The following is a 25,700-nucleotide window of genomic DNA, read 5'->3' as shown; positions in this document are numbered from 1 at the left end:
GACTCAGCCCAACGCCGCGCGCAGCCGGGTCGCGAGCTGGCGCGCCTGGGTGGGCGAGGCGACGTTGGTGAAGCCCATCAGCAGCCCCTGGCCTTCAACGGCCGTGGTGCCCCGGGCCGACAGTGGCTGGCAGTTCAGGCCGGCCGCCTGCGCACGGCGGGCCAGCACCACGTCGCTGTCGCGGTGCCCTTCGAAGCGCGCGATCAGGTGCATGCCCCCGGCCTGCAGGTCGATGCGCACGCCGTCGCCGAAGGTTTTGTGCAAGGCCTCGACCAGCAGGGCGCGGCGGCGCGCGTAGAGCAGGCGCATCTTCTTCAGGTGGCGCGAGAAATGGCCGTCGCGCATGAAGTCGGCCACCGTGGCCTGCGTGATCTGCGGGCAGCCGTTGGACGCGATGCGCGCCGCGTCCTCGAAGCGTTCGCGCAGCGATTCGGGCACCACCAGGTAGCCCAGCGCGAGGCCCGGGTAGAGCACCTTCGAGAAGCTGCCCGCGTACAGCACGCGGTCGTGTCCGTCGAGGCTCTTGAGCGCGGGCAGCGGCGCGCCGGCATAGCGGTACTCGCCGTCGTAGTCGTCCTCGACGATCCAGGCCTTGGCGCGCGAGGCCCAGTCGAGCAGTTGCAGCCGGCGCGCCAGCGACATCGACACGCCCAGCGGCGCCTGGTGCGAGGGCGTGACGACCGCCATGCGCGCCTTCGGCGAGCGGCGCACGCCCCGCGCGACCACCAGGCCTTCGCCGTCCACCGGCACCGGCACCACGCGGTGGCCGTCGCTGTGCAGCACGTCGCGCGTGGGCGCATACCCCGGGTCTTCGATCCACACGCGGTCGTCCCGGGCGAGCAGCGTGCGCGCCACCAACGCCAGCGACGCGCGGTAGCCGCCGGTCACGAAGACCTGCGCCGGCTGGCAGGCCACGCCGCGTGACACCCGCAGGTAGGCCGCGATGGCCTCGCGCAGCGGCGCATGGCCTGCGGGGTCGCCGTAGAACAGGTCGGCCGCGCCCATGGCGCGCGCACGGCGGGCCATCAGCCGTGCCCAGAGCTTGCGAGGAAAGGCGTCGAGTGCCGGGATGCCGAGCTGCAGCGGTGGCGGGGCGGCGGGACCGGCCAGTGCGGGCGCATCCGCGACGGGGCGCGAACCGGCGCGCACCGGCCGCTGCACCGGCAGTGACGGCGACACCACCGTGCCCGCCTGTCCCTGCGCGCAGAAATAGCCTTCGCCCGCGAGCTGGCTGTAGGCCGCTTCCACCGTGCCGCGCGCCACGCCCAGCTCGCTGGCCAGGCTGCGCGCCGAGGCCACGCGGTCGCCGGGGCGCAGCACGCCGTGTTCGATGGCTGTGCGAAAGCGCTCGTAGACCTGGCGATGCAGCGGAGTCGCGGTCGAGCGGTCGATGCCGGGGAGGGCGTTGTCTGGCGGTTCGATCATGGCCCACTCATTTTGACGATTCTTGGTTCTTTCGTCTGGTGCATCGCGATCCTAAGCTCGAGCCTTCGAACAGCCAGCAGGAAAGAAGGACACGCAATGGGCGAGAAGGTATTCGTGGCGGGCGCGACCGGGGCCGTGGGCTCGGCGTTGATTCCGCTGCTGGTCGAGGCCGGTCACACGGTGTACGGCGCCACCCGCCGCGCCGAGCGTGCTGCGGCGCTGGAGGCACGCGGCGCCACGCCGGTCGTCGTCGACGTGTTCGACGCGCAGGCCTTGCGCGACGCGCTGGTGCGCATCGCGCCCACGGTCGTCATCCACCAGCTCACCGATCTGCCCCGGGACCTGGACCCGGCGCTGATGGCCGAGGCGGTGGTGCGCAATGCGCGCGTGCGCATCGAGGGCACGCGGCACCTCGTGGCGGCGGCGCTGGCGGCCGGTGCGACGCAGCTGATTGCGCAGAGCATCGCCTGGGCCTACGCGCCCGGGCCGACGCCGCACACCGAGGGCGACCCGCTCGACCTCGGGGCTGAAGGCGGTCGCCGCATCAGCATCGATGGCGTGGCGGCGCTGGAGCGCAGCGTGCTGGGTGCCGTCGGGCTCACGGGCACGGTGCTGCGCTATGGGCAGCTGCATGGGCCGGGCACCTCGAACGCGACACCGAAGGGCGCGAGCCCGGTGCATGTCGAGGCCGCGGCCTGGGCGGCGCTGCTGGCGATGCGGCAGGCGCGCGGCGGCATCTTCAACATCGCGGAAGACAGCGCCGAGGTCAGCAGCGAGAAGGCAAAGCGCGAACTGGGGTGGCACGCGGCATTCCGGCTGTCGCAGGAGGTCGCGTCATGAAGGCCGCACGCTGGCATCGCACGCCGTCGATCGGCGCGGGCCTCGCAGGGCTGTCGCTGGTGCTCGCCGCCGGCTGGGCGCTGGTGCCGCGCGCCGGCCAACAGGAGGCCGTGCAGTGGTTCGCCGATGTGTGCAGCTCGGTGGCACGGCCGATGTTCGCGTCCGCGCCCGTGCCTGCGGGCTCGGAGGCCACGGCCCGGCCGGCGACGCAGGTCAAGGTGCTGTCGTGCGAGGCGCTGCCGCATGTGCCCGGCAAGTCGGTGACGACGGTGCTGGTCGACTTTCCACCGCTGGCCTACTCGCCCGCGCACCGGCACCCGGGCTCGGTGACCGCGATCATTGTCGAAGGCACCATCCGCTCGCAATTGGGCGGAGGCCCCGTGGGCACCTTCAAGAGCGGCGAGACCTTCTTCGAGCCGCCCAACACGCTGCACATGTTCGCGGAGAACCCCGACCCGGTGAAGCCCGCGAAGCTCATGGCGGTGTTCGTCACCGACAGCAACTGCGGCCCGCTGCTGCTGCCGCCCTGAGCGGCCCCGGGTCGCGCAAGGGTTCCGGCGCCTGCCGCGCCGGGCGCGTTTAGAGTCCGGCGATGACCCTGACCTATGCATACCTCGCTGTCGCGATCGTCGTCGAAGTGCTCGCGACCAGCTTCCTCAAGGCCTCGGACAGCTTCACCCAGCTCTGGCCCAGCGTGGCCACGGTGGTGGGCTACGCCGTGTCGTTCTACTTTCTCTCGCTCGCGCTGCGCGTGCTGCCCACCGGCATCGCCTATGCGATCTGGTCGGGCGTGGGCATCGTGCTGATCTCGGTGGTGAGCTGGCTCTGGTTCGGCCAGACGCTCGATGCGCCGGCCATCGTCGGGCTGGGGCTGATCATCGCGGGCGTGGTGGTGGTCAACGTGTTCTCGAAGTCGGTGGGGCACTGAGGCATGGGCGCTGTCGAACAGCTGCTGCCCCGGTTGCCCGCCGGCACGACATGGACCCCGGCCAGCGAGGGCGAGTCGGGCGATGCGGTGTTCCGCCGCAGCGACGGCGCGGCCTTCGCGAAGGTGTCGCTCGGTGCGGGTGCCGGGCAGCTCGACGAGGAACGCCGGCGCACCGAGTGGCTCGCGCCGTACGACGTCGGCTCCGCGCGCGTGCTCGACTGGCGCGCGACGCCCGAGGGTGCCTGCCTGGTCACGGCGGCGGTGCCGGGCGTGCCGGCCAGCGACCTGCCGGCGGCCGAGCTGCTGCGTGCCTGGCCGTCGATGGCGCGGCGCCTGCGCGCGCTGCACGAGATCTCGGCGGGCGAGTGCCCCTTCGCGCGCCCGCTGTCATCCATGTTCGACCGCGCCGCCGATGTCGTCGCACGCGGCGCGGTGAACCCGGAGTTCCTCGACCCCGACCAGCAGGACGTGTCGCCGCCATTGCTGCTGGCGCGGCTGCACGCCGACCTGCAGCACCGGCTCGCGCAGGAAGCGCAAGACTGCGTCGTGTGCCACGGCGATGCCTGCCTGCCGAACTTCCTGGTCGATCCGCAGACGCTGCAATGCACGGGCCTCATCGACGTGGGGCGGCTGGGCACGGCGGACCGGTATGTCGACCTGTCGCTGCTGCTGGGCAATGCGCGCGAGAGCTGGCGCGATGCGGCCGACGCGCGCGCCGCGCATGCCTTGCTGTTCGCGCAGTTGGGCATCGACGCGCCCGACGACGGCCGGCTCGATTTCTATCTTCGGCTCGACCCGCTGACCTGGGGCTGATGGCGGCGCCGGCGCGCCGCATTGTTTCCTTTTCGGGAACGCCGTGGTTCTTTTTGCTGAGGGTTTTTACCTAGATCCCGCCGCACAATTCATCTCACGGGCCGGCCCCCAAAACCGATCCGGATGAACAGGCCCCGAGCGAGTTGGCCGCCCTTCAAGAAGAGGGACGGTGACCCACCCAAGACCGGTTCAAACCATCCAAGCAAACACTTGTACTACTGAACTGAATTGAAGAAGGAAACCGCCATGAACGCCTCGAAGATCCTCTCCGCCGTTGCTGTTGCCCTGATGGCCGTCGCCGGTGCCGCCCACGCTGAAACCTACGAAGGCGTGCATCGCCTGACCTCGGCCGCCAGCCGCGCCGACGTCGCCGCCCAAGCCGTCGTGGCCGCGCACAGCGCCGACCCCTATGCCACCGGCGCCGAGGCAGGCCCCGCCCAGGTGTTCGTGTCGACCGTGAGCCGCGACGCCGTGCGCGCCCAGGCCGTGGTGGCTGCTCGCAGCGAGAACCCCTACAGCGAAGCCGTGACGTCCCGCGTGGCCCCGGTGCTGGCCAGCGGCCTGGACCGTGCCAGCGTGCGCGCCGAGGCCCGTGCCGCCGCACGCGGTGACGCACTGCCGCTGTAATTCATCGACGCGACGACTGGTGCGCGCACCTTACCCCACGGGGCGGGTGTCGGCGGGCCAGGGAAAGAAAAACCGGCCTTGCGAAAGCAAGGGCCGGTTTTTTCACGAACGGGGTGGGGCGGTCGTCAGAAGCAGCGTTCTTCGATCGTGCCCACGCGGTCCGGATAGAAGGCCACGTAGTCCTTGATCGGCGCGACCGATTCATAGGGTGACTCGTAGGTCCACACGGCATTCACCGAGCGCTCGCCGCCGGCTGGAATGCTGTAATAGGCGCACTCGCCCTTGTACGGGCAATAGGTCGCATGCGTGGTGCGCTCCAGCAGCGACATGCGCACGTCCTTGCGCGGAAGGTAATGCACCGTGCCGAAATGCGATTCACGCAAGGTCAGCGCTTCGCGCGAGCTGGCAATGACATGGCCTCCCACCGACACCACCACGCGCAACGGATTCGGCGTGATGGTGATCGCATGGTCGGGGCCCGGAATCTTGACGGTGCGTTCTGGCGTAGCGAACATGGACAAGCTCCTTCGGACGAATCGGCGGATGCGCATCTTGCTGCGTTGTCGCGACGATTTGAAGTCTCTCGCGAATCCACCTGTTCCCGGCGTGGTTAAAGGCGGCCGGGCTCGAAAACCAAAGTTTCAGATTCGCTGTTTTTGCGGTGTACCCCGAAGCCCGCGCGGCCCGGCGCGATGTGTTCGCGCAGCGTGAGCGCCGGAATTTCGTAGTCGCCACCGTTCTGTCGGCGGAACGCAATCGGGTCGGTGGTCCACAGCGTGTCGAGCCGCTCGCCCAGCTCGCCGGTGATGCGCGCATAGGCTGCGGCATCGACTTTGCCCGTGCGGTGCACCACGAAGGGCGGCAGCACGTCGAAGCCGGGGTAGTAGAGGATGCCGTGGTGAATGGGAAACAGCAGGTCGTCCATCGGCCCGTTGATGCCGCGCGGGGCGTAGTGCGAGGCCCAGCCGCCGGTCGTCACCACCAGCATCGCGCGCTTGCCGGCCAGCGTGCCTTCGCCGAAGCGATCGCCCCAGTGTGTATCGGAATGTTCGCCCACGCCGTAGGCAAAGCCGTAGGCGTAGATGCGCTCGATCCAGCCCTTGAGGATGGCGGGCATCGAGTACCACCACAGCGGGAACTGCAGGATCACCGCGTCGGCCCACAGCAGCTTCTCCTGCTCGGCGGCGATGTCGGCGGTCTGCGTGCCGCCCTCGAAGGCGCGCAGCGAGTCGAGCACGGGGTCGAAGGGCGCGGCGGTGTCGCGCGCGGGAAAGTCGTTGGCGTCGAGCGCGGGCTTCCAGCGCATCGCGTACAGGTCGGACACGCGCACGGAATGGCCGGCGCTCGTGAGGCGTTCGACCATGAAGCGATGGAGCGAGCCGTTCAGCGAGGCGGCTTCGGGATGGGCAAGGACCAGCAGGATGTTCACGGTGTCAAAGGGTTCGAGTGAAGATGCCCTCAGGTTAGGGATCGCCGCGCTATATTGGAAATGAATAGTTTGAATGTCAGGTATCGCCATGAACAATTTCAGCCGCATCGACCTCAACCTGCTGGTCACGCTCGACACCCTGCTGGCCGAGCGCAACGTGACCCGCGCGGCCGAGCGCCTGAACCTTTCGCAGCCCTCGGTGAGCGTGCAGCTGGCCAAGCTGCGCGAGCTCTTCGACGACCCGCTGCTTGTGCCCGCGCAGCGCGGCATGCGGCCCACCGCGCGCGCCGACGAACTGCGTGAGCCGCTGCGCGAAGCCCTCGCATCGCTGGGCCGCGCGGTGGCGCCCAGCCAGCCCTTCGACCCGGCCAAGGCGACCACCACCTGGCGCGTGGCCGCGGCCGACTACGCCGAGTCGGCCATCCTGCTGCCCGCGCTGGCCGGCCTGCGCGCGGCCGCGCCCCACACCCGGCTGGCCGTAGTCGAGGCCGTGCCGACGCGCATGGCGCGCCAGCTCGAGCAGGCGGAGATCGACCTGTTCTTTCACACCAGCGTGGGCGCGCCGCCCGGCCTGCACCGGCGCGTGCTGTTCCACGAGCGCTACGTGCTGGCCGGGCGGGCAGGGCACCCGCGTCTGAAGCGCCGCCCCACGCTGGCGCAGTTCTGCGCGCTGGAGCATGTGGTGGTGTCGCTCAGCGGCGGCGGCTTTGCCGGCCCCACCGACGAGGCACTGGCGGCGCAGGGCCTCACGCGGCGCGTGGCGCTGTCGGTGCCGCACTTTCTTTTCATGATGTCCGTGCTGGCCAGCACCGACATGGTCGCCATGCTGCCCGAGCGCCTGGCGCGCGGCGCGCCGGGGCTGCGCGTGGTGGAGGCGCCGCTGGAGGTGCCGGGCTACGAGATGGCGATGCTGTGGCACGAGCGGCGGCATCGCGACCTGGGACATCGGTGGCTGCGCGAGCAGATCGCCCGCAGCTTGTAGCGTCAGCTGGCGAGCCAGCCGCCCCCTTCGCCGGCATCGGCTTTTCGCCATGACGACGCAGAGCTTGCCGCTGCGGGCGTACAGTCGAAGCGTGGGCCTGTCGAGGCTCTCTCTGCACGAATGGAGGTCGAAGATGGCCCAGCACGCAATTACCGCTGTTCACTTCAAGGACGGAAAGGTGGACCTCGTCGCCATTCACCCGGTCGTGGAGAAGGAGTTCGGTTCGACGGAATTTGCCCTTGGCACGGCACAGCGCGTCAGCGTCGGCGAATGCGTCAAGCTCCTTGCGGCCGGCGAGGAGGTGTGCCTGGCCCGGCGCACTGAAAACCACGGCTGGGAAGTCATTTGCGACGCCCGGCTCTTGCCGGGCGGGACCGCTTTCGCCGGCGTCGACATCCTGGACCGTCCCACCGATGCCTTGCTGCAGCTTCCTGCGTGGGACTAGATCACCGGGCGCCTGCGCCGGATTCACCTGTGAAGGGCCGCCAACAAGTCGCCGACGATCGGTTCAGCCGGAGACGCTCTTTGTGTGACGGAAGAAGTTCTCGGGGTCGTACCTGCGCTTGAGTGCCGCGAGTTTGTCCAGGTTGGCCCGGCCGTATGCGGCTTCGATGCGGTCCTGACCCTCTTCCTCCGTCAGGAAGTTGATGTAGGCCCCGCCTGTCGAGCAGGCGCGCGTCGCTTCGAAGCAGTCCCGCGCCCACTGGATGTGGATGTCGTCGTCGCCCGGCTTCTCCCAGGAGCCCGCGATGTTCAGCACATAGGCCGCGTCCCGGTTGCCCGCCGGCGAATGCCCGGCAGGCAGCTCGCCCAGCGCACCCTGTATCTGGAACAGGAGGATGGCCGAATGGGGCGACTGAATCCGGCCCGCATGCGTCACGGCGAGGTCGATGGTCCGCTGATCGATGCCTGGCAGGTAGTGCGACTTCCAGTAGTAGCGCCGTCCCTTGGGCTGCGTGGCGTCGAGCAGGCTCTGCATCTGCGTGTAGGGCCGGCGCGTCACGATGTCGGCCACCGGCTGACCGAGCCTGCGCAGCGGTGCGATCAATGCTTCTCCCTCTTCGACCTTGCCGGTGTAGCAGACGAAGATGGCCACGATCGGCTTGCCGTGCACCTCCTTCGGGAGCCAGGGGGCCGGCGGCGCGATCCGCAGAACCGCCACGCTGGTCAGTTCGCGCGGGGCCTCTGCGCTGAACGCACGGTAGGCGTCGAGAACCTGCCGGGCGTCGTCGCCGCTCCATGCGATCGCACCGCCCAGGATTTCGGGGCCGACGGGAAAGAGCCGGTACTCGAAGGAGGTGACGATGCCGAAGTTGCCGCTGCCGCCACGCAGCGCCCAGAACAGGTCCTCGTTCTCGTCCGCAGACGCACGCAGGACCTCGCCGCCGGCCGTCACGACCTCCATCGAGACCACGTTGTCGCAGGTCCAGCCGTGGCGACGCGTGAGGTAGCCGAATCCGCCGCCAACGGTGAGGCCCGCGATCCCTGTGGCAGACACAAAACCGAGCACGGCTGCGAGCCCGTGCAGCTGTGTCTCGCGATCGACGTCGCCCAGCGTGCAGCCCGCTTGCGCGCGCGCCGTGCGGCGCGCCGGGTCGACCCAGACACCTCTCAGCAGCGACATGTCGATCATGAGGCCGCCCTCGCAGACCGCGAGCCCTGCGATGTTGTGGCCGCCGCCGCGCACGGAACTCAGAAGCCCGTGCTGGCGCGCGAACCGGACGGCCTGCACGACATCGACCGTGCCGGTGCAGCGCGCCACCAGGCCCGGGCGGCGATCGATCATCGCGTTCCAGACCTTGCGCGACTCCTCGTAGGCCGTGTCCTCCGCGGTCAGCACCTGGCCTTTGAACGTGGCCTTGAACGACTGCAGGATCTCCGGCGAAAGGTCCACGGTCCCGCCGTCCATGCGTGTGAGTTGGATCGTCATGAGTGGTCTCCGAAAAGAGTGAGGAAGTCGGGGGCAGCTTGCGCGTGACCAGGCGGGCGAACAAGTCCAGAATCTGAAGCGTTGCCGCTCTGGAGACGAGGCGATGGAAAACACCTACGGTCAGTTCTGCACCGTCGCCAGGGGGGCCGAGGTGTTGTGCGAGCGATGGACGCCGCTGGTCGTGCGCGAGTTGCTGTGCGGCAGCAAGCGCTTCAACGACCTGCATCGCGGCGTGCCGCGAATGTCCACCAGCCTGCTGGCGCAGCGGCTTCATCGCCTCGAGGAATTCGGTGTCGTGCGCCGCAACACCGTCGGCAAGGTGTGGGAATACAGCCTCACGGAGGCCGGCGAGGAACTTCGACCCATCGTCATGGCGCTGGGCCACTGGGGTGCACAGTGGATCGGCAGCCGCCTGCGCGACGACGAACTGGATGCGGGCCTGCTCATGTGGGACATGCGCCGGTTCGCGTGCATTCAGGAGTTCCCGCCCCGACCCGTGATCATCCACTTCCAGCTGCGCGACGCACGGACGCGCGAGCGCACGTGGTGGCTCGTGGTGGAGGACGGCGTGGCCGATCTGTGCCGCGACGACCCGGGGCGCGAGCTGACGCTCGTGGTGGATGCCTCCGTGCGCGCCTTGACCGAAGTGTGGACGGGCGATCGCACGCCTGCGCAGGCGCTTCAGTCGCGCGAGATCCGTGTCGATGGGGCGAGGTGCGACGCGCAAGACCTGTGGCGGTGGCTGGGCACCAGCGTGTTCGCCTCGACGCGTCGCGCCGCGGGACGGAAGTTGCCGGACGGCCAATCTCTGGCGCCGTAGCTGCTCACGGCGAGCCAGCTACGCCGGCGCAAGGTCCTCGTGGATGCAAAGGAAGTTGCCTTCCGTGTCCTTGAACCACGCCGCCTTTTCCGAGCCGAGCACGCAGACATGGTCGACCGTCTTCAGGTCGGGAAAGTCGTAGTCCTCGAACACCACGCCGGCGCGCTTCAGCTTGTCGATGCTGGCGGCGATGTCCGGCACCTGGAAGCTGATCGCCGTGTGGTCGGCCTTCGTTCCTTCGGGTTTGGGGAACAGCGCGAGCGTGCTGCCGCCCACCGTGTAGACGAACTTGCCGTCGGGCCGCAAGCCACCGGCCTTCAGGCCCAGGCAGCCCTCGTAGAAGGCACGCGCGCGGTCCATGTCCTTCACGGGAAGCATGGTCGTGACAGACGAATCGGACAGCATGGTGGGTCCTTTCGAGCAGGTCGGCGCAGCGGGTGCCGCTTGGCGGCATGGCTTTGGCTGGCCGGGTGGTGGTCAGCTTACGCCTGAGGCGGGTGCGATGCCAGTGCGGTGGGTAACCTGTTTGGTGATGCGAGGCCCTTCGCGAACTCGCCTCAGGTGTTCAGGAAGCAGCGCGTCGTCGCCATCATCCGCACGTTCTTTGTCGAGTTGACGGAGGGCGTGTGCAAGAGGCACAGGTCCATCAGGAAGACGTCACCGGCGCGTCCTGACATCTCGACGAGGCCGAGGCCCAGCGGGTGAAGGCTTTGCGCCAGGTCGCCGGTCGTCTTCAGAAGCTGCCGCAGCTCGGAGGCCGCAACGCGCCCCGGTGTGCCGACGCGATGCGATCCGGCCAATGCCAGCGTCGCGCCGCCGCCGGGTGCCACGTCGTCGATCAGGAAGAAGGCCTGGATTCCCGGCAGCGGGTCTTGCGGTCGGGTCGAGACGTCGACGTGCCAGTTCAGGCCCGTGAGGGTCGAGGCGCCTTGAAGGGGCGGGGACAGCAGCAGCTGCGTGTCCTGGATGGCGGTCGGGGCACGTCCACCGAGTCGGGTGACGCAGTCGATCAGCGCCGGCGTCACCAGCGCTTCATGCACGCCGGGCACCTTGACGAGCGCCGACAGCTTGCCGATCTGCTGGAAGACGGGGAGTTTGTGCAGCGCGCCGGGCAGGCTCTTTCCACCGGACAAGGCTTTCAGGCGCTTGATCTCATCGCGCAGCTTCTGCCGCAGGCCCGCGATCTGCTTGTGCGGATGGAAGCCTTCCAACCGCACATAGCCCTTGTCGATGAAGAAGTCGGCGTGAGAGGGGGGCATGGCTTGAAGCGGCCGCGCAGTCCGCTAATGAACGTCGCGCGGCGTGGAAGCAAGAATACAAGAGCTGCTGTACCGGGCGGGCATGGCTAACATCGGCCGACAGCAGATCAAGGAGGACGCAGGATGACGGTGGTGGCAGAGACTTTGCGGATGGCGACACTGCAGCGACTTGGGGCGTCTGCGCCCCTGGTGCAGTTGGCGATGGGCGAGTGCCTCCACGAAGTGTTCCGCACGGTCTGCCTGGGGCCAGCGTTCCTGGCGTACCACGGCGCCCGCGCACCCGACGGGCCGCCATGGGTTCCGCTGTGGGATCGCAGCAGCCGGGTGACGGGCCTGCGCGCGCATCCGGATGGCCTGGAGTTCGTCGAGTTCAGCGTGGAAGACCCTCGCGCGTTCGAGGGGATCGCGTTGACCGAGCAAGGCTTCTGGGTGACCCGGTTCGACGCGCTGTACGAAAACGATGTGCCCGAGAGCGTTCTGCACGAGGCCGCACGGCGGGTCGGGTTCCGGTATCTGGATCAGCACCTGGCTGCGAGGGAAGAGGCTGAGGAGCGATTGAGTACCTTCAGCGATCACCGACTGTGGCTGCAAGGCCTCGTGGCGGACATCGATCGACAGGCCAGCGAGGCCTGACCGCAGTGTTCACACGAAACCTATCCTTTCATTGGTGCATCGCCCTCGCATCAGCTCTCATGCTCCACATGCTGGCGTACCCGGCCGAGGCCGAACCCGCTCGCGACACGACGTCCGCGCAAGCGCAGATCCCGTTCTTCGATGCCGTGGAGCGCGGTCGCCTGCGCGAGGTCGAGGCATTTCTTGCGCAGGGCTTTGGTGCCAACGATGTGCAGGGCTACGGTTTCAATGTGGGCGACTCGCCACTGATGAAGGCCGCACAGCAAGGCAATGCGCAGATGGTGAAGTTCCTGCTGCGTCGCCATGCCGATGTGAACTACCGCAACGCCAACGACGGCGAGACGGCGCTGCTGCGCGCAGCCAAGTTCGCGGGCTCCGGCGGCATCAGCGACACGCACGCCATCGACTACCGCCAGACCCTGGCGCTGCTGCTGAAGGCGGGTGCGAACCCCGACACGCCCGATCGTAACGGCGGCCTTCCGTTGTTCTTCGCGCCCACGACCTGGGCCATCCAGGCGCTGCTGGCCGCCGGTGCCGACCCCAACGCCGCGAACTCGAACCCGCCGTTGATCGAGCATGCACACGATCCGGCGCGCGTGCGGCTGCTGCTGGCCGCCGGCGCGCGGCCGGATGTGCGCGATGCGCAGGGCGCGTCGGCACTGGCGGTGGCAGCGGAGAAGGGCCGCCTGGAAAGCGTCCGGCAGCTCCTGGCAGCCATGTCGCTGGACGCGGTGCGGGGCGCCGATGCCGATGGGCACAACGCGCTCGATGCAGCGGCCAAGGGTGGCGATGCGGGGATCGTTCGCCTGCTGCTGGCGCAAGGCCTGCCGGCGACCGAGCGCGCCGTGCGTGCAGCGGCGACGCATGGGCATCTGCAGGCCGCCCGCCTGCTGCACCGGGCCATGGACCCGCCGCAGTGGCCGTCCCTCGAAGCAGGGGCGCCGGCCGAGGCGCGGGTCTATCTGCTGATCCTGCAGCAGAAGCCGCAAGAAGCGTTGGCCGCCTACCGCGCCTTCGAGACGATCGCGTGCGGACGCATGACGCCGTTGGCGTCGGCGGTCGATGCCGGCAACGTGGAGGCCGTGCGCGCCTTGCTGGCCCTGGGCGTCGACGTGAACCACCAGACCCCCGCGCCGCTGCGCAGCGAACTGGTGCCGCAGCCGCAGACTTCATCGGGGCTGCCCCGCCTTGTCCATGTGCTGCCTCCTCCTTGCAACGACGCTTCGCTCGCGCCGCAGGCGGGTTCGTCGACGTTGCCACAGGCCACGCAGCCTGTCGGCCGGTTGCCGTTCGCACCCGCGTCCGGCACTGAAAGCGCCTTGCCGCCAGCGGGGTTCTGGACGGACAACGCCCTGATGCGCGCGGTGGCGCGCGACCACCTCGAGATCGCGCGGCTGCTGGTGGCCGCGGGTGCCGATCCGGCGCTGCGAAGCCACTACGCGCCGCATGCCTCGGCGCAAGCATGGCTGCAGACGCACCCGCCATCGCATGGCGCGTCGCTGGCCGCATGGAAGAAATTGCTGAAGCTGAGTCGGCCCTGAGATGCAAACCCTGTCGCTCGATATCCGAGGTTGGCTTTGGTAGATTCCGCCACTCCGATCTCCATTGACAGGAGCGCTTCATGAGTACGCAAAAAGAATTGCATCGCGGCCGCCTGATCGACCACATCGGTCTGGTCGTTCGCGATCTGGCGGCCAGCAAGGCCTTCTACAGCGCCGTCTTCGAGGCGCTGAAGATCCCGATGGGCGGCTCCGACGCGCGCAACTTCTGGGCCGACGAACTGTTCGTGTCGACGCGCGACAGCGACGAAGTGCAGGGCGAACTCACCGGGCGCCACCACATCGCATTCCAGGCGCAGGACCGGGCCATGGTCGATGCCTTCTACCAGGCCGCATTGGCGCACGGGGGCCGGGACAACGGCCCGCCGGGTGAACGCGCCTACCACCCGGGCTACTACGCGGCGTTCGTGCTGGACCCGGATGGCAACAACATCGAGGCCGTGTTCCACGGCGAAGCCGATCGGAGTGCGGCTTCGGTGCGGATCAGGTTCTGATCCGTTCGACGTGCGGTCGTGAAGGCGAGGGCGGCCGTCAGGCCCAGGGGTACTTTCCCTGCAGCGACGCCAGCTCGTCCTGTTCTGCCTGCGTAAGCAGGGCGCCGAGCCGCAGCTTTCGCTTGAGGCTGCACAGGCGCTTCAGGTCGTGTCGGAGCCAGAAAACCGTGCCGCCCAGCAGGACCAGGAGGCCGATGGTGCCCCCTACGAAGTTCAGTTTTTCACTCATGCATGACGCGTCCAGCGTTCGCCCGTACCCACGCAGTCGTTTCGGGTTTGTTCATCAACAGGAGGCGTTCGTTGTGTCTCTCGCATCGGAGCCATGCACTGATCAAAGAGCCTGCCCGGAGCCAGAACGAGCCTTTTTGAACAGCACTGTCATTTCTTCGCTCGGGCTGCGATAGCCGCATGCCTCGAAGAATCGCTTCGCATTGCCCAGCGCCTTGACGTAGACAGGGACACCAGGAAACTCCGCTTCAACGGCGCTCAGTAGCGCTCGGCCGATGCCCGAGCCCTGGGCGTCCGGGTGGACAACCAGTTCACCGAGCATCGTCGTGAATGCCCCGTCGCTGAAGGCTGAGACATAGCCGAGAAGCGCACCGCTGCCTGCACGTGCGTGGACGACGAGCGGGTAGGCCCGGTGGGAGCGTTCGAACGATGCTTCGTCGTACCCGCTGCCCCAACCGACCGACGCCATCAGATGGCCAAACTCCTGCCAGGTGACGGTCCGTTCGTTCGAAATCGTGTAGTTCATGCCGAGGCGATTTTCCGCGCTTTGGCAGCGAGAGAACGAAAAAGGGCCGCGCCACCCACGTGCCCCTTCTCCACAACTCACAGCTTCGGCGTGTACCTCACCGTGAACAGCACATTCCGCGGATCGCCGTAGTTGTTGTTCCCGTTGGCCTCGCTGTAGGCCGGGATGTAGTAGCGCTTGTCGAAGACGTTGTTGATGTTGACGGCCAGCGCCACCTCCGGCGTCAGCTGGTAGGCCAGGCGTGCGCTCCACACGGCGAAGCCGGGCACCTTGTACGTGCGGTCGTAGCCCAGCGTGTGGCTCTGGATGCTGAATCCACCGCCCACGCTGAGCCGGCTCCAGTCGCCGGGCAGCTGGTAATTGGTCCACACGCGCAGCATGTGCTTGGGCGTCCACTGGCTGAAGATCTTGCCCTTGTTGTCCGGGTCTTCGAGGAACCGGGTGGTGTTGTAGGTGTAGCCCGCCGTGAGCTGCAGCCGCGGCGCGACCTCGCCGCTGACCTCGGCCTCGAAGCCCTGGCTGCGCACCTTGCCCGACGACTTGGAGCAGTACCAGCCATCGCAGGCAAAGCCGCCGTCGCGGTCGGTCACGGCGCGGTTGGTGTGGTTGTAGCGGAACACGGCCAGCGAGGTGTTCAGGCGGCCGTCCATCAGCTCGCCCTTCAGGCCCACCTCGTAATTGCTGCCGATGATGGGCTTGAGCCCGTCGCCCGAGACGGTGCGCTCGGTCTGCGGCTCGAACACGTCGGTGTAGCTCGCGTAGGCCGACCATTGCTTGTTGAGCGCGAACACGAGGCCAACATAGGGCGTCACTTCGCCCGACGTGCTGACGGTGCTCGTGAAGCCCGCGGACTGGCTCGAATAGAGGTAGTCGTACCAGCTCAGGCGCGCGCCGACGATGGCCGTGAGCGGCTCGGCCAACTGGGCCCGCCAGCTGCCGTAGATGCCCTTTTGCCGCACGTCGTAGTGCGTGTGGCTCTTTCCGCCACCGGCGGCCATGATGGTGTCGTAGTTCTGCGCGGGGCGGTTGTGGTCGATGGCGAAGATGTTGCCGCCGCCGCTGAACCGGCGCGCATACCGGTCGGTCGACTCGAACTTCGAGTAGTTGGCGCCGATGGTCAGGTCGTGCTGCATCGACAGCGCGTCGAAGCGTCCGCGCAGGTAGACGTCGAAGCCGAGCTTGCGCGAATCGAAGCGGGTGTCCCAGTCGGCGAAGTTCAGCCCGCTGCCGTCGGCTTGCACGTCGCCGTGCATGCGCTGGTGCTGCGCGCTGTTCTTCTCGTTCATGCCGAGCGCGGAGAACTTCAGCTTCCACTTGTCGTTGAAGCGGTGCTCGGCGTCGACATACACCGTGGTCTGCTCGATGTCGCTGTGGTTCCACAGGGCGCCCGTGAACACGGAGCGCGGCAGGCCGATGTCGGTGCCGTCCGGGTAGCGCGGAAAACCGCGCAGCATCGGACGCCCCTTGGCGTGCGAGTGGCTCACGCCGAAACCGACGGTGGTGTCGGGCGAGATGTCGTAGTCGATGGCGCCGTAGAGCGAGCGCGTCTTGCGCCACACGTAGTCGGTGAACGAGTGGCTGCGGTCTTCGTCGACCACCACGCGGCCGCGCAGCGTGCCTTCGGCATTGAGCGGACCGCCGGCGTCGAGTTGCGCGCCGTAGTGGTCCCACGAGCCCACCTTGCCGGTGAGCGTGAGCGTCTTCTCGGGCTGGCCGCGCTTGCGCACGAGGTTGATCGCGCCGCCCGGGCTGCCCGTGCCTTGCAACAGGCCCGAGGCGCCGCGCAGCACCTCCACGCGGTCGAAGAACACCGTGTCTTCGGTGGCCCAGTTGCCCAGCGAATACATGTTGCGCGGCACGGGCACGCCGTCGTATTGCCAGGCGTCGATCTGGAAACCGCGCGATGTGAGGACCATGCCCGGCCCCACGCCCTTGACGCCCACCACGCCCGTGACGTTGTTGACCGCATCGCGCAGGTCGACGAGGCCCTGGTCGTCCATGCGCTGGCGCGTGATCACGCTCACCGATTGGGGAATGTCCTTGAGCGCCTGCTCGCCCTTGCCGAGGGTCAGCGCGCGCGCCGTGTACGAGCGCGTGCCTTCGGTGGTGGCGCTGCGTTCGGCCTCGGCCGTGACGGTGACGGGTGCGAGCGTGGTGCTGCCGTCGGCGCCGGTGTCTGCAGGGCCGCCGATGCTCGAGCGGCGCAGCGCATACGCGCCGCCCGCGCCGCCCGCCGCTTCGAGGCCCGAGCCGGCCAGCAGCCGCGCGAAGCCTTCGCCCACGGCGTGCTGGCCCTGCAGGCCGGGCGACCGCTTGCCCTGCGCGAGGGCAGGCGGAATCGTGATGCTCACGCCGGCAGAGGCGGCGAAGCTCGACAGTGCCTCGTCGAGCGGACCGGGTGCGATGTTGTAGGCCTTGCGTGCTTCGGCTTGTGCGGCCGGTGCGCTGGGCGTGCCCGGCGTCTGCGCGGCGACCGTCCCGGCAGCAGCGCATGCCATGGCGAACAACGCGCCATGCACGGCGAGCGACAGCGCACGCAACGAGACGGCGTCGGAATCAAGGGGGGACGGTCGGCGACGGGCCATGGATTTCTCTCTCTCCTGCAAGGGGTGTGAAGTTGCTGTTCCTCAAGGCTTCACACGCGAGGAAAGAAAAGGGGACAGGCGGCGACAGAAAAAATCGCAACGGCCGGAATCACCGCCGGCACCCAGTGCCTCAACCGCCCGGCGCGACCACCGTGACCCAGTAACGCGTGCGAAAGAGCACGTCCACCGGCAAGGCCTGCGGCAGGCTGTCGAGCACCGGCCCGGTGTCGCGCAACTGGAACACGCCCGACACGCGCAGGTCGGCCACGGCCGGATCGCAGCGCAGCACGCCGGGCCGGTAGCGGCCAAGCTCGGCGAGGAAGTCGTGCAGCCGCATGTTCCTGGCGCGCAGGACACCGCGCGACCAATCGTCGGCATCGGCATCTGCCGCCGTGATCTCGCCGACGGCCGACGAAGAAAACATGGCCTGCTCGCCGGCACGCACCACCGCCGACAGGCTGCGTGCGTGGTCGGGGCGAACCTCGACCGCGCCGTCGAGCACCGTCAGATGGCTGCGATCGCCTTCGTGCTGCCGGACCACGAAGCGCGTGCCCAGCGCACGCAGGCGCCCCTGCGCGGTCTCGACGATGAAGGGGCGGTAGGCGGGATCGGAAGAGGGCACGGCATCGGGCGCCGTGTCGATGAGTATTTCGCCCGCATGCAGCCGCACGAGGCGCTGCGTCGCGCCGTAGGCCACATCGATGGCCGTCGCGGTGTTGAACTGCAGGCGCGTGCCGTCGGCCAGACGCAGTTCGCGGCGTTCGCCGGTGGCGGTGCGGTGGTCGGCCAGCCATTCGCGCGCCGGTGATGCGCGCCAGGCCAGCCAGCCGGCAGGCGCTGCGGTCAGCAGCACGGCGAGTGCCTTGACGGCTGCGCGGCGGTCGCTTCGCACCGCGCGGCCCAGCACCGGCATCGACAGCGCGCCCGGCAGCCTGCCGAACTTGCCGCTGACCTGCTCGGCGCGCTGCCAGGCCGCTTCGTGCGCGGGGTCGGCCGCCCGCCAGCGCGTCCATTGCGTGCGCTCGGCCGCCGTGGCCTCGCCCGACTGCAACAGGACGAACCATTGTGCCGCCTGCAGGGCGACGGCCTTGTCGACCCCGACCGCCATCGTGCGTTGCACCGTCACGCGACCAGCAGGATGCAGCGGGCCATGGCCTCGGCCATGTAGCGCTTGACGGTGCGCTCGCTCACGCCCAGCTTCGTTGCGATCTCGGCATAGCCCAGTCCTTCGAGCTGCGCCATCAGGAAGGCCTGGCGCACCGGCGGTGCCAGGCCGTCGAGCATCGCGTCGATCTCTTGCAGGGTTTCGAGAATGATCGCCTGCTGCTCGGGCGAGGGCGCCAGCGGCTCGGGCAATGCGCTCAAGGCCTCGAGGTACGCCTGCTCCAGCGAACGCCGACGGTACAGGTTGGCCAGCAGCCGCTTGGCAACGACCGTCAGGTAGGCGCGCGGCTCCCGCAATTGCCAGTCGCACTGCTTCTCGGGCGTGTGATCTGGCGCGGTGAGGATGCGCAGGAAGGTGTCCTGTGCAAGGTCTGCCGCATCGAAGGCATTGCCGAGCTTCCTGCGCAACCAGCCCTGCAACCACCCGTGGTGCTCGCTATAGAGGGTGTGGATGTGCGGGTGCAGAGCGGGATCGGCGGCCATGGCGGACGTAGTGCGGTGGCCAGGCCATCCAAATAAGAATTATTCTCATTGTATGACGACTGTGCACCAATGGCTACGTTCGGGGCTGCTGCACCAACTGAAGTTCGTTGCCGGCGGGGTCGCGCAGCGTGGCGAGGATGCCGCCCCAGGACTGCGGCTCGGGGAGGCCGCTGAAGGTCACGCCGCGTGACGAGAGTTCGGTGTACTTCGACTGGATGTTGTCCACGTCGAAAGACAGGCCTGTGAAGCGGCCCACCAAGGCCAGGTCTTCTGGCGGGGCATCTGCTTCGACACTTTCGACCACCAGGCTCATAGGTCCTGCGTCGAACACGCAAAAGCCCTGGTCGCGGCCGTCGGCCTTCAGGGGCAGGCCGAGGATCTCTTCATAGAAGCGGGCGGCGAGGGCGAGGTCCTGGACGAAGATGCGGGCGGTGTGAAGCTGCATGGTGTCTCCTGGGTGAGGACGAGGTGTGTACTGCCGAAGGGCAACAGATCGAGATGACCACTTGCCCTCGGTTGGGCATTGAGGTCAGGCCCAACCCGGCGCATTGCGCAAGCGTATGCCACTCGCGTGCAGCGTGCTGTTCCAGACACCACGCAAAGGGAGCAACGAATCGACAACCCGCAACTCGGTGTGGCTGTCGTTCAAGGCCAGGGGAAGATTCGCGATCCTTTCGCAGCCCAGCGGACGCACCACGCTTCGACTGACGAACATGCCTGCGTCTTCAATGCACTCGAACGAGTGGACGGGAAACTCGTAGCGGAAGATCGAGCCAGATCGATGGCGGTCCACCCAGGCTCGCTCTATGAACGCAATGGCCTGTACGCCGCACGGAAGATCGCCCATCCACGCCATTCGATCATCGTGGCTCGATGCCGAGTGCGCCCAGACAACGATGCGCGGGCACTCTCGCGGAAAGAGATACAGCCGCTGGTGATCGGCATCGATGGCCCACACGAGCGGACCGTTGAGCCATTCCTGGCCGGGCCTGCGTAGTGCCGGCTGGCGTACAGAGCGTGGAGTGAACTGGTCGACCAGCCCGTCTTCGCTGAAGTGAAAGAGGCGCATGTCGGGGTGTCAAAGATGACAGTTGCGACGAAAAGAAAACGCGTCGTCAGCCGTTCGCACCGCCGTGGGCCGAAGGCATGCGTTCTCGGCGCCGATGGCGTGCGCTACTTCTTCGCAAGAAACGCCGCAACCAAGGCATTCGCATGCCCGTGGCCCATCTGGTGCTGGGTCTTGAGTTGGCTCACGAGCTCCATGTGCTTGAGGGGGCCCGCAGCCTGAAGAATGTCCATCCAATGCGCGATCGGCTGGCCGTAGGTCTTCTCGATGGAGGGGAAGTACGAGGCGGGGCCTTTTACCTTGGTGGTCTCGGTCATGGGCGGTTCTTTCGCAGGTGGAGAGTGAGGTTCGCGCAAACGTGGGAGGGCATTCTTACAGCTGCCAGCTCCTGTTGCTGGCATTGGGCTGGATCAGATCCCACATGTTCCCGCACAGGTCCTTGAACACCGCCACGATCCCGTGCGGCTGCTCCTCCGGCGGGCGGACGAACTCGACGCCTGCGGCCTTGTACTTTTCGTAGTCGCGCCAGAAGTCGTCCGTGTACAGGAACAGGAACACGCGGCCGCCGGCCTGGTCGCCGATGGCGCGTTGCTGTTCTGGCGCCGACGCTTGCGCCAGGAGAAGGCAGGCCCCTTGCCCGCCCTGCGGCTTGACGACGACCCACCGCTTTCCTTGTGCAGGCACGGGCGTGTCTTCGACGAGTTCGAAGCCCAGTGTGCCGATGAAGAATTCGAGCGCCTTGTCGTAGTCGGGGACCACCAAGGAGACGAGGCCGAGTGATTGGTGCATGGGGTCTGGTCGGAAAAATCGGGGATGGTAAGGCGATCAAGTCGACCTGCGACAGGGAAGATGGTCTGCGCTTGCCCGATCGCACGCCGAGCTGTCGAGCACCTGTGGCCGGATGCGGCGCGTGTCGCGGCGTGGTTTTATCGCTGACATTCAATCAGCGTTGCAAAGGAATCCCGCCATATCAAAGAAGCTTCCCGATAAGTGCACCTAAGAGTGCGCCTGCCGCGCTTGAAAGAGCGACCCACCAGCGTTTGTCCTTCTGATGCTCAAGAGCCCTCGAGTGCATGCTTACTGCGGTGTCCACGAGAGCCTTAATATCGGATGACGACAAGGGGTTGCGCGACATGCGAGCGCTCCTCTCCGCCGGGAGCGATCGGTATTCCTCGGCCGTAAGAACTCGCTCGTTATCTACGTCGTAGCGCCTAGGAAACTGTCGGCGCCAAACCAGTGAAGCCCTCTCCTTGGCTCCGTCTAGGCGAAAGAACTCCGGGTGCTCGGCAAACACGGTCTTCCACTTCTCAGCCTGAGTCTTGTCTGCAGTCAGGCGGTCCGCCCAATCTTCAAATGAGAGCTTGTAGAACTTATAGACGGCCATTGCTTGCAGAGCTGCAATGACGTCGCCTAGTCGATTGGCATCCCGAAGGTATGGCGAATCTGTCAAGGCATCCCGCCGCCAGAAAAATCGCATTGTTAGCTCCAGTTGTTCATTTCGTGAGCCGCGAATTTTCGATCCGTAGCAACTCCAAGTGTGCGATGCGGTCGATCGCTTTCTTATCGGATCATCGCCTGTCTTGCCGCACCTGAAGGTGCGTAGATCTCTATCTTGCGGCGCAAGAATTCTCTGAGATTGGAGGTCGTCTCCCGTCGTTAGAAAGCGTCGAAGCGACAGGGCCCGCGACGCGCACTTCACGGTGCCGCTGCGCAACCTTCGGGCTTGAAAATCCGTGTGGTCGAACCCGGAAACTTTTCAAGTTTTGCCGTTGGCCGCGACGGGCGTGGGACCAACTCTCCGCCGCAGTTCGGGCATGTGCCTGCGAGGCGTTGGTTCGCGCAATCACTGCAGAACGTGCACTCGAAAGAACAGATGCGAGCATCGGCCGAATCCGGTGGCAAGTCTCGGTTGCAGCATTCACACCCGGGGCGCATTTGGAGCATGGCGAAACCTCAGAGAGTTGAGTCGGTCGAGCTTAAACGAAGGTGTGTCGACCAATGCGTGGCGATCACGGGGGGCTGATGCGTGTTGCCGCACGAAGAGACCGTGTGCGGGTATCGCGAAAGTCAGGCTATGGGGCCGGCTGATCCGAGTACCAGGCTCATCGGCTGCACCATCAAGGGCGAGTGTTCCCGCAGCGGCTCCAACGCACCATCGGGTCGGAAACCGCACGCCGTGTACAGGCGCATCGCGGGCGTGTCTGCGACAGTGACCCCCAGGCCGACGCGCTTCATCCCTGCACGCGCTGCCCAGGAAACCGCTTCTTCAAGCAAGGCGCGACCGGCCCCGATGCCTCGTGAGGCGGGGTCGACCCACATCTGAAACAGATGAGCGACAACCGGTTCATCGCCGGACACCTTGCACCAGATCAGGCCGCAGGCGTCGGTGCGGTTGAACGCGAAAAGCACACGGTCTTTCCCCGACGAAGTCGCCGCAGCAATGCGAGCGGACCACATCGCATCGGTTCTCGTGGCCTCCGCCTCGTACGTGCTTCCGAAGGCGTCCGGGGAATCGAGCAACGCCCGCAGGCGCAGGTCTCGATAGGTCTTCCATTCATCGGGTTTCGCTGGTTGCACCGAGATCTCTGCGGTCGGGTTCATGGACGATCGTTCATTCCTAAATTCATTGGCGGATGTCGCGACGCATGCGCTTCAAGCGGCTGCTCATGATCCACGCCACCACCGGCCCGATCACCATCCCAGCCAGGCAACTCCACACAACGACATGGCTCTTGAGTTCGAGCAGCCAGGTGAGCATCGGGTACTGCGCGGCCACGGCGTCCTGGAAGCTCCACCAATAGGAAGAACCGCGACTGGAGCCCGTGCGTTGCTTGGTGCCGTCGAGCCAGTAGGCGGCCAACGGTGCAAGGCCCAGATAGGCAAACATCGCCGCCCAGGGCCCGAGCACGATGGCGCCCAGGAAGGCGTCGATGAAACGGGAGCGCATCGATTTACCGCTCACGCATGCGCCGCCAGATCAGGTCCGCCGCCTCGTTCGCACTCACCAGCGCCGAGTCGATGACCAGGCGGCTCGTGCCCCAGGCCTCGTAGTCATGCCGAAGCACAGCCTCCCAGCTCGGCAACGCGAAGCCCGCAATGTCGGCTTCCCGGCTCTCCACGCGCCTGCGATGCTCAACGACGTCAGAGCACATGACCTCGATCTCCACCAGATGCGACGAGGTCTCCGCCGCCACGGCCCGCCACGCTTCACGCGTGACTGACAGCGGACTGACGCAATCAGCAACCACGGACATGCCGAGCGCAAGGTTGGACCGAGCCAGCGCGTAGGCCACGACGTAGCCCGCCGGGCCCACGTCGTCAGCGCGCCCGCTTGCGGTTTTCAGTGCGTGCTCGATGGCGTCGATGCGCAGGTACACCGAAGGGACGCGCGTCACGAGTTCGCGCGCGATGGTGGTCTTGCCTGTGCCGGGCAGTCCGCTCAGGACGATCAGGGTCCGATGTTCCGAAGTCGATCTCATGGAAGGGGATGGCGTCTGCGAAGGGCCGTTCGTCGGCGATCGTACCCACCATTCGTTCATGCGGGCCCGTCGATTCGTCAGATCAGCGGCACCGTCGCTTCCTTCAGCACCCGCAGCACGAAATGCGACTTGCTGTGGCGAATGCCGGGAATCTTGTAGAGCTTCTCGCGCAGCAGCCGCTCGTAGTCGCGCGTGTCGCGCACGGCGATGCGGATGTAGTAGTCGTAGTCGCCCGACACCAGGTAGGCCTCCTGGATCTCGGGAATGGTGGCGAGGGTGCGGCCGAAGTCGTACAGGGTTTCGTCGGTGTGGCTCTCAAGGGTGACCTGCACGATGACCGAGTCGTGGTACCCGAGCTTGGCCGGGTCGACGTCGACGGTGTAGCGCTTGATGACGCCCGAAGCCTCGAGTTTCTTGATGCGCGTCCAGCAGCTGGTGGGCGACAGGCCGACCTCGTTGCCGATCTCCTGCAGGGTCTTGCGCGAGTCGAGCAGCAGCACCCGCAGGATCGCCAGATCGGTCTTGTCGAAAGATCCTTCGCTGTCTGACGATGTTTGGCGATTGGTTTTCATGTTTCGAGCTTAAACAGCCAAAAGAAAGAAGCAAATTTTGCCTCAAGAGCGGAAGAATTGACGGCATGCGACTGCTCGACCTTCCCCCCACATCCTCGCCCTCCCTCTCGCCGGCCATGCCCGAGACCCCACCCCGCGTGCGCAACGGCGCCGAAGCGCTGCTCGACACGCTGGTCGAGTGCGGCGTCGACACGATCTTCGGCTACCCCGGTGGCGCGGCGCTGCCGCTGTACGACGCGCTGCACGGCGAACCCCGGCTGCGCCATGTGCTGGTGCGCCACGAACAGGCGGCGGTGCATGCGGCCGAGGGCTATGCGCGCAGCACGGGTCGCGTGGGCGTGGTGCTGGTCACCTCGGGGCCGGGCGTGGGCAACACGATCACGGGGCTGCTCGACGCGATGAGCGACTCGGTGCCGGTGCTGTGCATCAGCGGGCAGGTGTCGACGGCGGTGATCGGCACGCAGGCTTTCCAGGAAAGCGACGCGCTGGGCATGTCGCGCCCGGTGACCAAGTGGAACCGGCAGGTGCGCGCCGCTGACGACGTGCCCGCGCTGGTGCGCCGCGCGCTCGACATCGCCACCACCGGCCGCCCCGGCCCGGTGCTGCTCGACGTGCCGAAGGACATCCAGCTGATGCGCCTCACGCACGGCGCCGCGCCGGCCCCGCTGCGCGCGCTCCGCACGGGCCGCGCGCCGCTGCCGCCGCGGGCGATGCTGCAGCGCGCCGCCGACCTGATCTCGACCGCGCGCCGGCCGGTGCTCTACGGCGGCGGCGGGCTCATCAACTCGGGGCCGGCGGCCTGCGAGGCGTTCACGCAACTCGTGCACCGACTGCACGCGCCGTGCACGCTCACGCTGATGGGGTTGGGCGCGTTCCCGGCGTCGGACCCGAAGTTCGTCGGCATGCTGGGCATGCACGGCATGCTCGAAGCCAACCTTGCGATGCACGAGGCCGACCTGGTGGTGTGCGTGGGCGCGCGCTTCGACGACCGCGTGACGGGCAAGCTCGACGAGTTCTGCCCGCACGCCCGCAAGATCCACATCGACATCGACCCCGGCAGCATCAACAAGGTGGTGCACGTCGACGTACCGATGGTGGGCGACTGCGGCGCCATCGTCGAAGCGCTGCTGGGGCTGCTGCCCGAAGCGTTTGCGCCCGAGCGGCTGGCGCCGTGGTGGGCGCGCATCGAGCGCTGGCGTGCCGAAGACTGCCTGGCCTTCACGCCGTCGACTGAAGAAATCTTGCCGCAGCAGCTGATGTCGTCGCTGCAGCGGGCCATCGCGGGCCGCGACGCGATCGTCTCGACCGATGTGGGCCAGCACCAGATGTGGGCCGCGCAGTACCTGCGCTTCGACAGCCCGCGCCACTGGCTCACCTCGGGCGGCGCCGGCACCATGGGCTATGGGCTGCCCGCGGCCATCGGCGCGCAGATCGGCCACCCCGACGCGCTCACGGTGTGCGTGAGCGGCGACGCGTCGGTGCTGATGAACATCCAGGAGCTGTCGACGGCGATGCAGCACGGCACGGCCGTGAAGCTGGTGCTGAGCAACAACGGCTACATGGGCATGGTGCGCCAGTGGCAGGAGCTGAACCACGGCAACCGCCTGAGCCACAGCTGGAACGAGGCGCTGCCCGACTTCGTGGCGTTGGCCAAGGCCTTCGGCTGGGGCGCGCGGCGCGTGTCGGACCCGGCCGAGCTGGAAGACGCGCTGGCCGAATGCCTGGCGAGCAAGGGGCCGTTCTTTCTGGACGTGCAGGTGGCGGCGCAGGAGAACTGCTTCCCGATGATGCCGTCGGGGTGTGGGCATCACCGGGTGATGCTGGCGAAGGACCGGTGGTACGAAGAAGAAAGCTGAGG

The 25,700-nt window shown here is 67.3% G+C and carries 33 protein-coding genes; 12 read left to right on the top strand and 21 right to left on the bottom strand.

The genetic code is table 11. The annotated features are described in order from the left end of the window. Positions 1-3: 3 nt before the first annotated feature. Positions 4-1,425 (bottom strand): MocR-like pyridoxine biosynthesis transcription factor PdxR, encoded by a 1,422-nt coding sequence (gene pdxR / locus AC1RAA_RS07585; protein WP_492727495.1) that lies wholly within the window; start codon positions 1,423-1,425, stop codon positions 4-6. Between the two features lie 96 nt (positions 1,426-1,521). On the opposite strand from pdxR, the gene AC1RAA_RS07580 reads away from it, so the two are divergent. From AC1RAA_RS07580 to AC1RAA_RS07560, 5 genes are all read left to right on the top strand, one after another. After that, on the top strand, positions 1,522-2,265 hold the full coding sequence (locus tag AC1RAA_RS07580) for an NAD-dependent epimerase/dehydratase family protein (RefSeq protein WP_492727494.1): 744 nt from the start codon (positions 1,522-1,524) through the stop codon (positions 2,263-2,265). Beyond that, positions 2,262-2,795 carry a cupin domain-containing protein gene (locus AC1RAA_RS07575; RefSeq protein WP_492727493.1) on the top strand — a complete coding sequence of 178 codons (534 nt, stop codon included), beginning with the start codon at positions 2,262-2,264 and terminating at the stop codon, positions 2,793-2,795. Before AC1RAA_RS07580 ends, AC1RAA_RS07575 begins: the two co-directional genes overlap by 4 nt. A gap of 62 nt (positions 2,796-2,857) precedes the next feature. Next, a complete protein-coding gene (locus AC1RAA_RS07570) occupies positions 2,858-3,193 on the top strand; it encodes an SMR family transporter (RefSeq protein WP_062481473.1) in 336 nt (111 codons plus the stop codon). Positions 3,194-3,196: 3 nt separating this feature from the next. Then, the gene (locus AC1RAA_RS07565; protein WP_492727492.1) at positions 3,197-4,006 is read left to right on the top strand and encodes an APH(3'') family aminoglycoside O-phosphotransferase; all 810 of its coding nucleotides are present in this window, start codon (positions 3,197-3,199) and stop codon (positions 4,004-4,006) included. A 246-nt stretch (positions 4,007-4,252) separates the two neighbouring features. Continuing rightward, a complete protein-coding gene (locus tag AC1RAA_RS07560; protein ID WP_062481471.1) occupies positions 4,253-4,633 on the top strand; it encodes a hypothetical protein in 381 nt (126 codons plus the stop codon). A gap of 125 nt (positions 4,634-4,758) precedes the next feature. On the opposite strand, the gene AC1RAA_RS07555 is transcribed toward AC1RAA_RS07560, so the two are convergent. Both AC1RAA_RS07555 and AC1RAA_RS07550 read right to left on the bottom strand, forming a co-directional pair. Further along, positions 4,759-5,148, bottom strand: a complete 390-nt coding sequence (locus AC1RAA_RS07555; RefSeq protein ID WP_062481469.1) for a DUF427 domain-containing protein — start codon at positions 5,146-5,148, stop codon at positions 4,759-4,761. Between the two features lie 95 nt (positions 5,149-5,243). Further along, positions 5,244-6,062: an NAD(P)H-dependent oxidoreductase gene (locus AC1RAA_RS07550; protein WP_492727491.1), complete on the bottom strand. Its 819-nt coding sequence runs from the start codon at positions 6,060-6,062 to the stop codon at positions 5,244-5,246. 88 nt (positions 6,063-6,150) lie between these two features. Here AC1RAA_RS07550 and AC1RAA_RS07545 point away from each other — a divergent pair, with 88 nt between their 5' ends. Then, the gene (locus AC1RAA_RS07545) at positions 6,151-7,044 is read left to right on the top strand and encodes a LysR family transcriptional regulator (protein WP_492727490.1); all 894 of its coding nucleotides are present in this window, start codon (positions 6,151-6,153) and stop codon (positions 7,042-7,044) included. Between the two features lie 133 nt (positions 7,045-7,177). Next, a complete protein-coding gene (locus tag AC1RAA_RS07540) occupies positions 7,178-7,489 on the top strand; it encodes a hypothetical protein (RefSeq protein WP_095947274.1) in 312 nt (103 codons plus the stop codon). Positions 7,490-7,552: 63 nt separating this feature from the next. Here the strand turns inward: AC1RAA_RS07540 and AC1RAA_RS07535 are convergent, their stop codons facing one another. Beyond that, positions 7,553-8,974, bottom strand: a complete 1,422-nt coding sequence (locus AC1RAA_RS07535; RefSeq protein ID WP_492727489.1) for an FAD-binding oxidoreductase — start codon at positions 8,972-8,974, stop codon at positions 7,553-7,555. Between the two features lie 103 nt (positions 8,975-9,077). On the opposite strand from AC1RAA_RS07535, the gene AC1RAA_RS07530 reads away from it, so the two are divergent. After that, positions 9,078-9,794 (top strand): winged helix-turn-helix transcriptional regulator, encoded by a 717-nt coding sequence (locus AC1RAA_RS07530; RefSeq protein WP_095745771.1) that lies wholly within the window; start codon positions 9,078-9,080, stop codon positions 9,792-9,794. 18 nt (positions 9,795-9,812) lie between these two features. On the opposite strand, the gene AC1RAA_RS07525 is transcribed toward AC1RAA_RS07530, so the two are convergent. Further along, positions 9,813-10,199, bottom strand: a complete 387-nt coding sequence (locus AC1RAA_RS07525; RefSeq protein WP_095745770.1) for a VOC family protein — start codon at positions 10,197-10,199, stop codon at positions 9,813-9,815. Between the two features lie 152 nt (positions 10,200-10,351). Continuing rightward, positions 10,352-11,053 carry a phytanoyl-CoA dioxygenase family protein gene (locus AC1RAA_RS07520; protein ID WP_492727485.1) on the bottom strand — a complete coding sequence of 234 codons (702 nt, stop codon included), beginning with the start codon at positions 11,051-11,053 and terminating at the stop codon, positions 10,352-10,354. A gap of 123 nt (positions 11,054-11,176) precedes the next feature. Between AC1RAA_RS07520 and AC1RAA_RS07515 the strand changes: the two genes are divergently transcribed. From AC1RAA_RS07515 to AC1RAA_RS07505, 3 genes are all read left to right on the top strand, one after another. Beyond that, entirely contained in the window at positions 11,177-11,686 is a 510-nt protein-coding gene (locus AC1RAA_RS07515; RefSeq protein WP_492727483.1) for a hypothetical protein, read from the top strand. A 59-nt stretch (positions 11,687-11,745) separates the two neighbouring features. Then, positions 11,746-13,227 (top strand): ankyrin repeat domain-containing protein, encoded by a 1,482-nt coding sequence (locus tag AC1RAA_RS07510; RefSeq protein WP_492727478.1) that lies wholly within the window; start codon positions 11,746-11,748, stop codon positions 13,225-13,227. Between the two features lie 80 nt (positions 13,228-13,307). Further along, on the top strand, positions 13,308-13,739 hold the full coding sequence (locus AC1RAA_RS07505) for a VOC family protein (protein WP_139703062.1): 432 nt from the start codon (positions 13,308-13,310) through the stop codon (positions 13,737-13,739). Positions 13,740-13,776: 37 nt separating this feature from the next. Here the strand turns inward: AC1RAA_RS07505 and AC1RAA_RS07500 are convergent, their stop codons facing one another. From AC1RAA_RS07500 to AC1RAA_RS07430, 15 genes are all read right to left on the bottom strand, one after another. Beyond that, positions 13,777-13,968 (bottom strand): hypothetical protein, encoded by a 192-nt coding sequence (locus AC1RAA_RS07500; RefSeq protein ID WP_492727474.1) that lies wholly within the window; start codon positions 13,966-13,968, stop codon positions 13,777-13,779. Positions 13,969-14,070: 102 nt separating this feature from the next. Next, positions 14,071-14,493: a GNAT family N-acetyltransferase gene (locus AC1RAA_RS07495; protein WP_492727471.1), complete on the bottom strand. Its 423-nt coding sequence runs from the start codon at positions 14,491-14,493 to the stop codon at positions 14,071-14,073. Positions 14,494-14,570: 77 nt separating this feature from the next. Continuing rightward, a complete protein-coding gene (locus AC1RAA_RS07490; RefSeq protein ID WP_492727468.1) occupies positions 14,571-17,078 on the bottom strand; it encodes a TonB-dependent siderophore receptor in 2,508 nt (835 codons plus the stop codon). A 130-nt stretch (positions 17,079-17,208) separates the two neighbouring features. After that, positions 17,209-18,204 (bottom strand): FecR domain-containing protein, encoded by a 996-nt coding sequence (locus AC1RAA_RS07485; RefSeq protein WP_492740541.1) that lies wholly within the window; start codon positions 18,202-18,204, stop codon positions 17,209-17,211. After that, on the bottom strand, positions 18,201-18,725 hold the full coding sequence (locus AC1RAA_RS07480) for a sigma-70 family RNA polymerase sigma factor (RefSeq protein WP_139703058.1): 525 nt from the start codon (positions 18,723-18,725) through the stop codon (positions 18,201-18,203). The genes AC1RAA_RS07485 and AC1RAA_RS07480 overlap by 4 nt, the downstream gene beginning before the upstream one ends. A gap of 73 nt (positions 18,726-18,798) precedes the next feature. Next, on the bottom strand, positions 18,799-19,170 hold the full coding sequence (locus AC1RAA_RS07475) for a VOC family protein (protein WP_492727464.1): 372 nt from the start codon (positions 19,168-19,170) through the stop codon (positions 18,799-18,801). Positions 19,171-19,254: 84 nt separating this feature from the next. Continuing rightward, positions 19,255-19,794 (bottom strand): DUF6886 family protein, encoded by a 540-nt coding sequence (locus tag AC1RAA_RS07470; protein ID WP_492727462.1) that lies wholly within the window; start codon positions 19,792-19,794, stop codon positions 19,255-19,257. Positions 19,795-19,898: 104 nt separating this feature from the next. Beyond that, positions 19,899-20,108, bottom strand: a complete 210-nt coding sequence (locus AC1RAA_RS07465) for a DUF4287 domain-containing protein (RefSeq protein ID WP_139703055.1) — start codon at positions 20,106-20,108, stop codon at positions 19,899-19,901. A gap of 55 nt (positions 20,109-20,163) precedes the next feature. Then, positions 20,164-20,580 carry a VOC family protein gene (locus AC1RAA_RS07460; protein ID WP_492727460.1) on the bottom strand — a complete coding sequence of 139 codons (417 nt, stop codon included), beginning with the start codon at positions 20,578-20,580 and terminating at the stop codon, positions 20,164-20,166. 181 nt (positions 20,581-20,761) lie between these two features. Next, on the bottom strand, positions 20,762-21,175 hold the full coding sequence (locus AC1RAA_RS07455) for a hypothetical protein (protein WP_492727458.1): 414 nt from the start codon (positions 21,173-21,175) through the stop codon (positions 20,762-20,764). A gap of 311 nt (positions 21,176-21,486) precedes the next feature. After that, positions 21,487-21,735 (bottom strand): DUF1272 domain-containing protein, encoded by a 249-nt coding sequence (locus tag AC1RAA_RS07450; protein ID WP_492696850.1) that lies wholly within the window; start codon positions 21,733-21,735, stop codon positions 21,487-21,489. A 123-nt stretch (positions 21,736-21,858) separates the two neighbouring features. Next, the gene (locus AC1RAA_RS07445) at positions 21,859-22,392 is read right to left on the bottom strand and encodes a GNAT family N-acetyltransferase (RefSeq protein ID WP_492696851.1); all 534 of its coding nucleotides are present in this window, start codon (positions 22,390-22,392) and stop codon (positions 21,859-21,861) included. Between the two features lie 22 nt (positions 22,393-22,414). Beyond that, on the bottom strand, positions 22,415-22,738 hold the full coding sequence (locus AC1RAA_RS07440) for a hypothetical protein (protein WP_307585037.1): 324 nt from the start codon (positions 22,736-22,738) through the stop codon (positions 22,415-22,417). A 4-nt stretch (positions 22,739-22,742) separates the two neighbouring features. Beyond that, positions 22,743-23,270 (bottom strand): P-loop nucleotide/nucleoside kinase family protein, encoded by a 528-nt coding sequence (locus tag AC1RAA_RS07435; protein WP_487849418.1) that lies wholly within the window; start codon positions 23,268-23,270, stop codon positions 22,743-22,745. 77 nt (positions 23,271-23,347) lie between these two features. Beyond that, positions 23,348-23,842, bottom strand: a complete 495-nt coding sequence (locus tag AC1RAA_RS07430) for an Lrp/AsnC family transcriptional regulator (RefSeq protein WP_307693174.1) — start codon at positions 23,840-23,842, stop codon at positions 23,348-23,350. 65 nt (positions 23,843-23,907) lie between these two features. Here AC1RAA_RS07430 and ilvB point away from each other — a divergent pair, with 65 nt between their 5' ends. Beyond that, a complete protein-coding gene (gene ilvB, locus AC1RAA_RS07425) occupies positions 23,908-25,698 on the top strand; it encodes a biosynthetic-type acetolactate synthase large subunit (protein WP_492727455.1) in 1,791 nt (596 codons plus the stop codon). Positions 25,699-25,700 lie beyond the last annotated feature (2 nt).

The sequence above is a fragment of the Variovorax sp. GW823-FHT04F07 genome, assembly GCF_058795995.1.
Note: the sequence above shows the minus strand (reverse complement) of the source record. Positions and strands in the feature narration are given on the sequence as shown.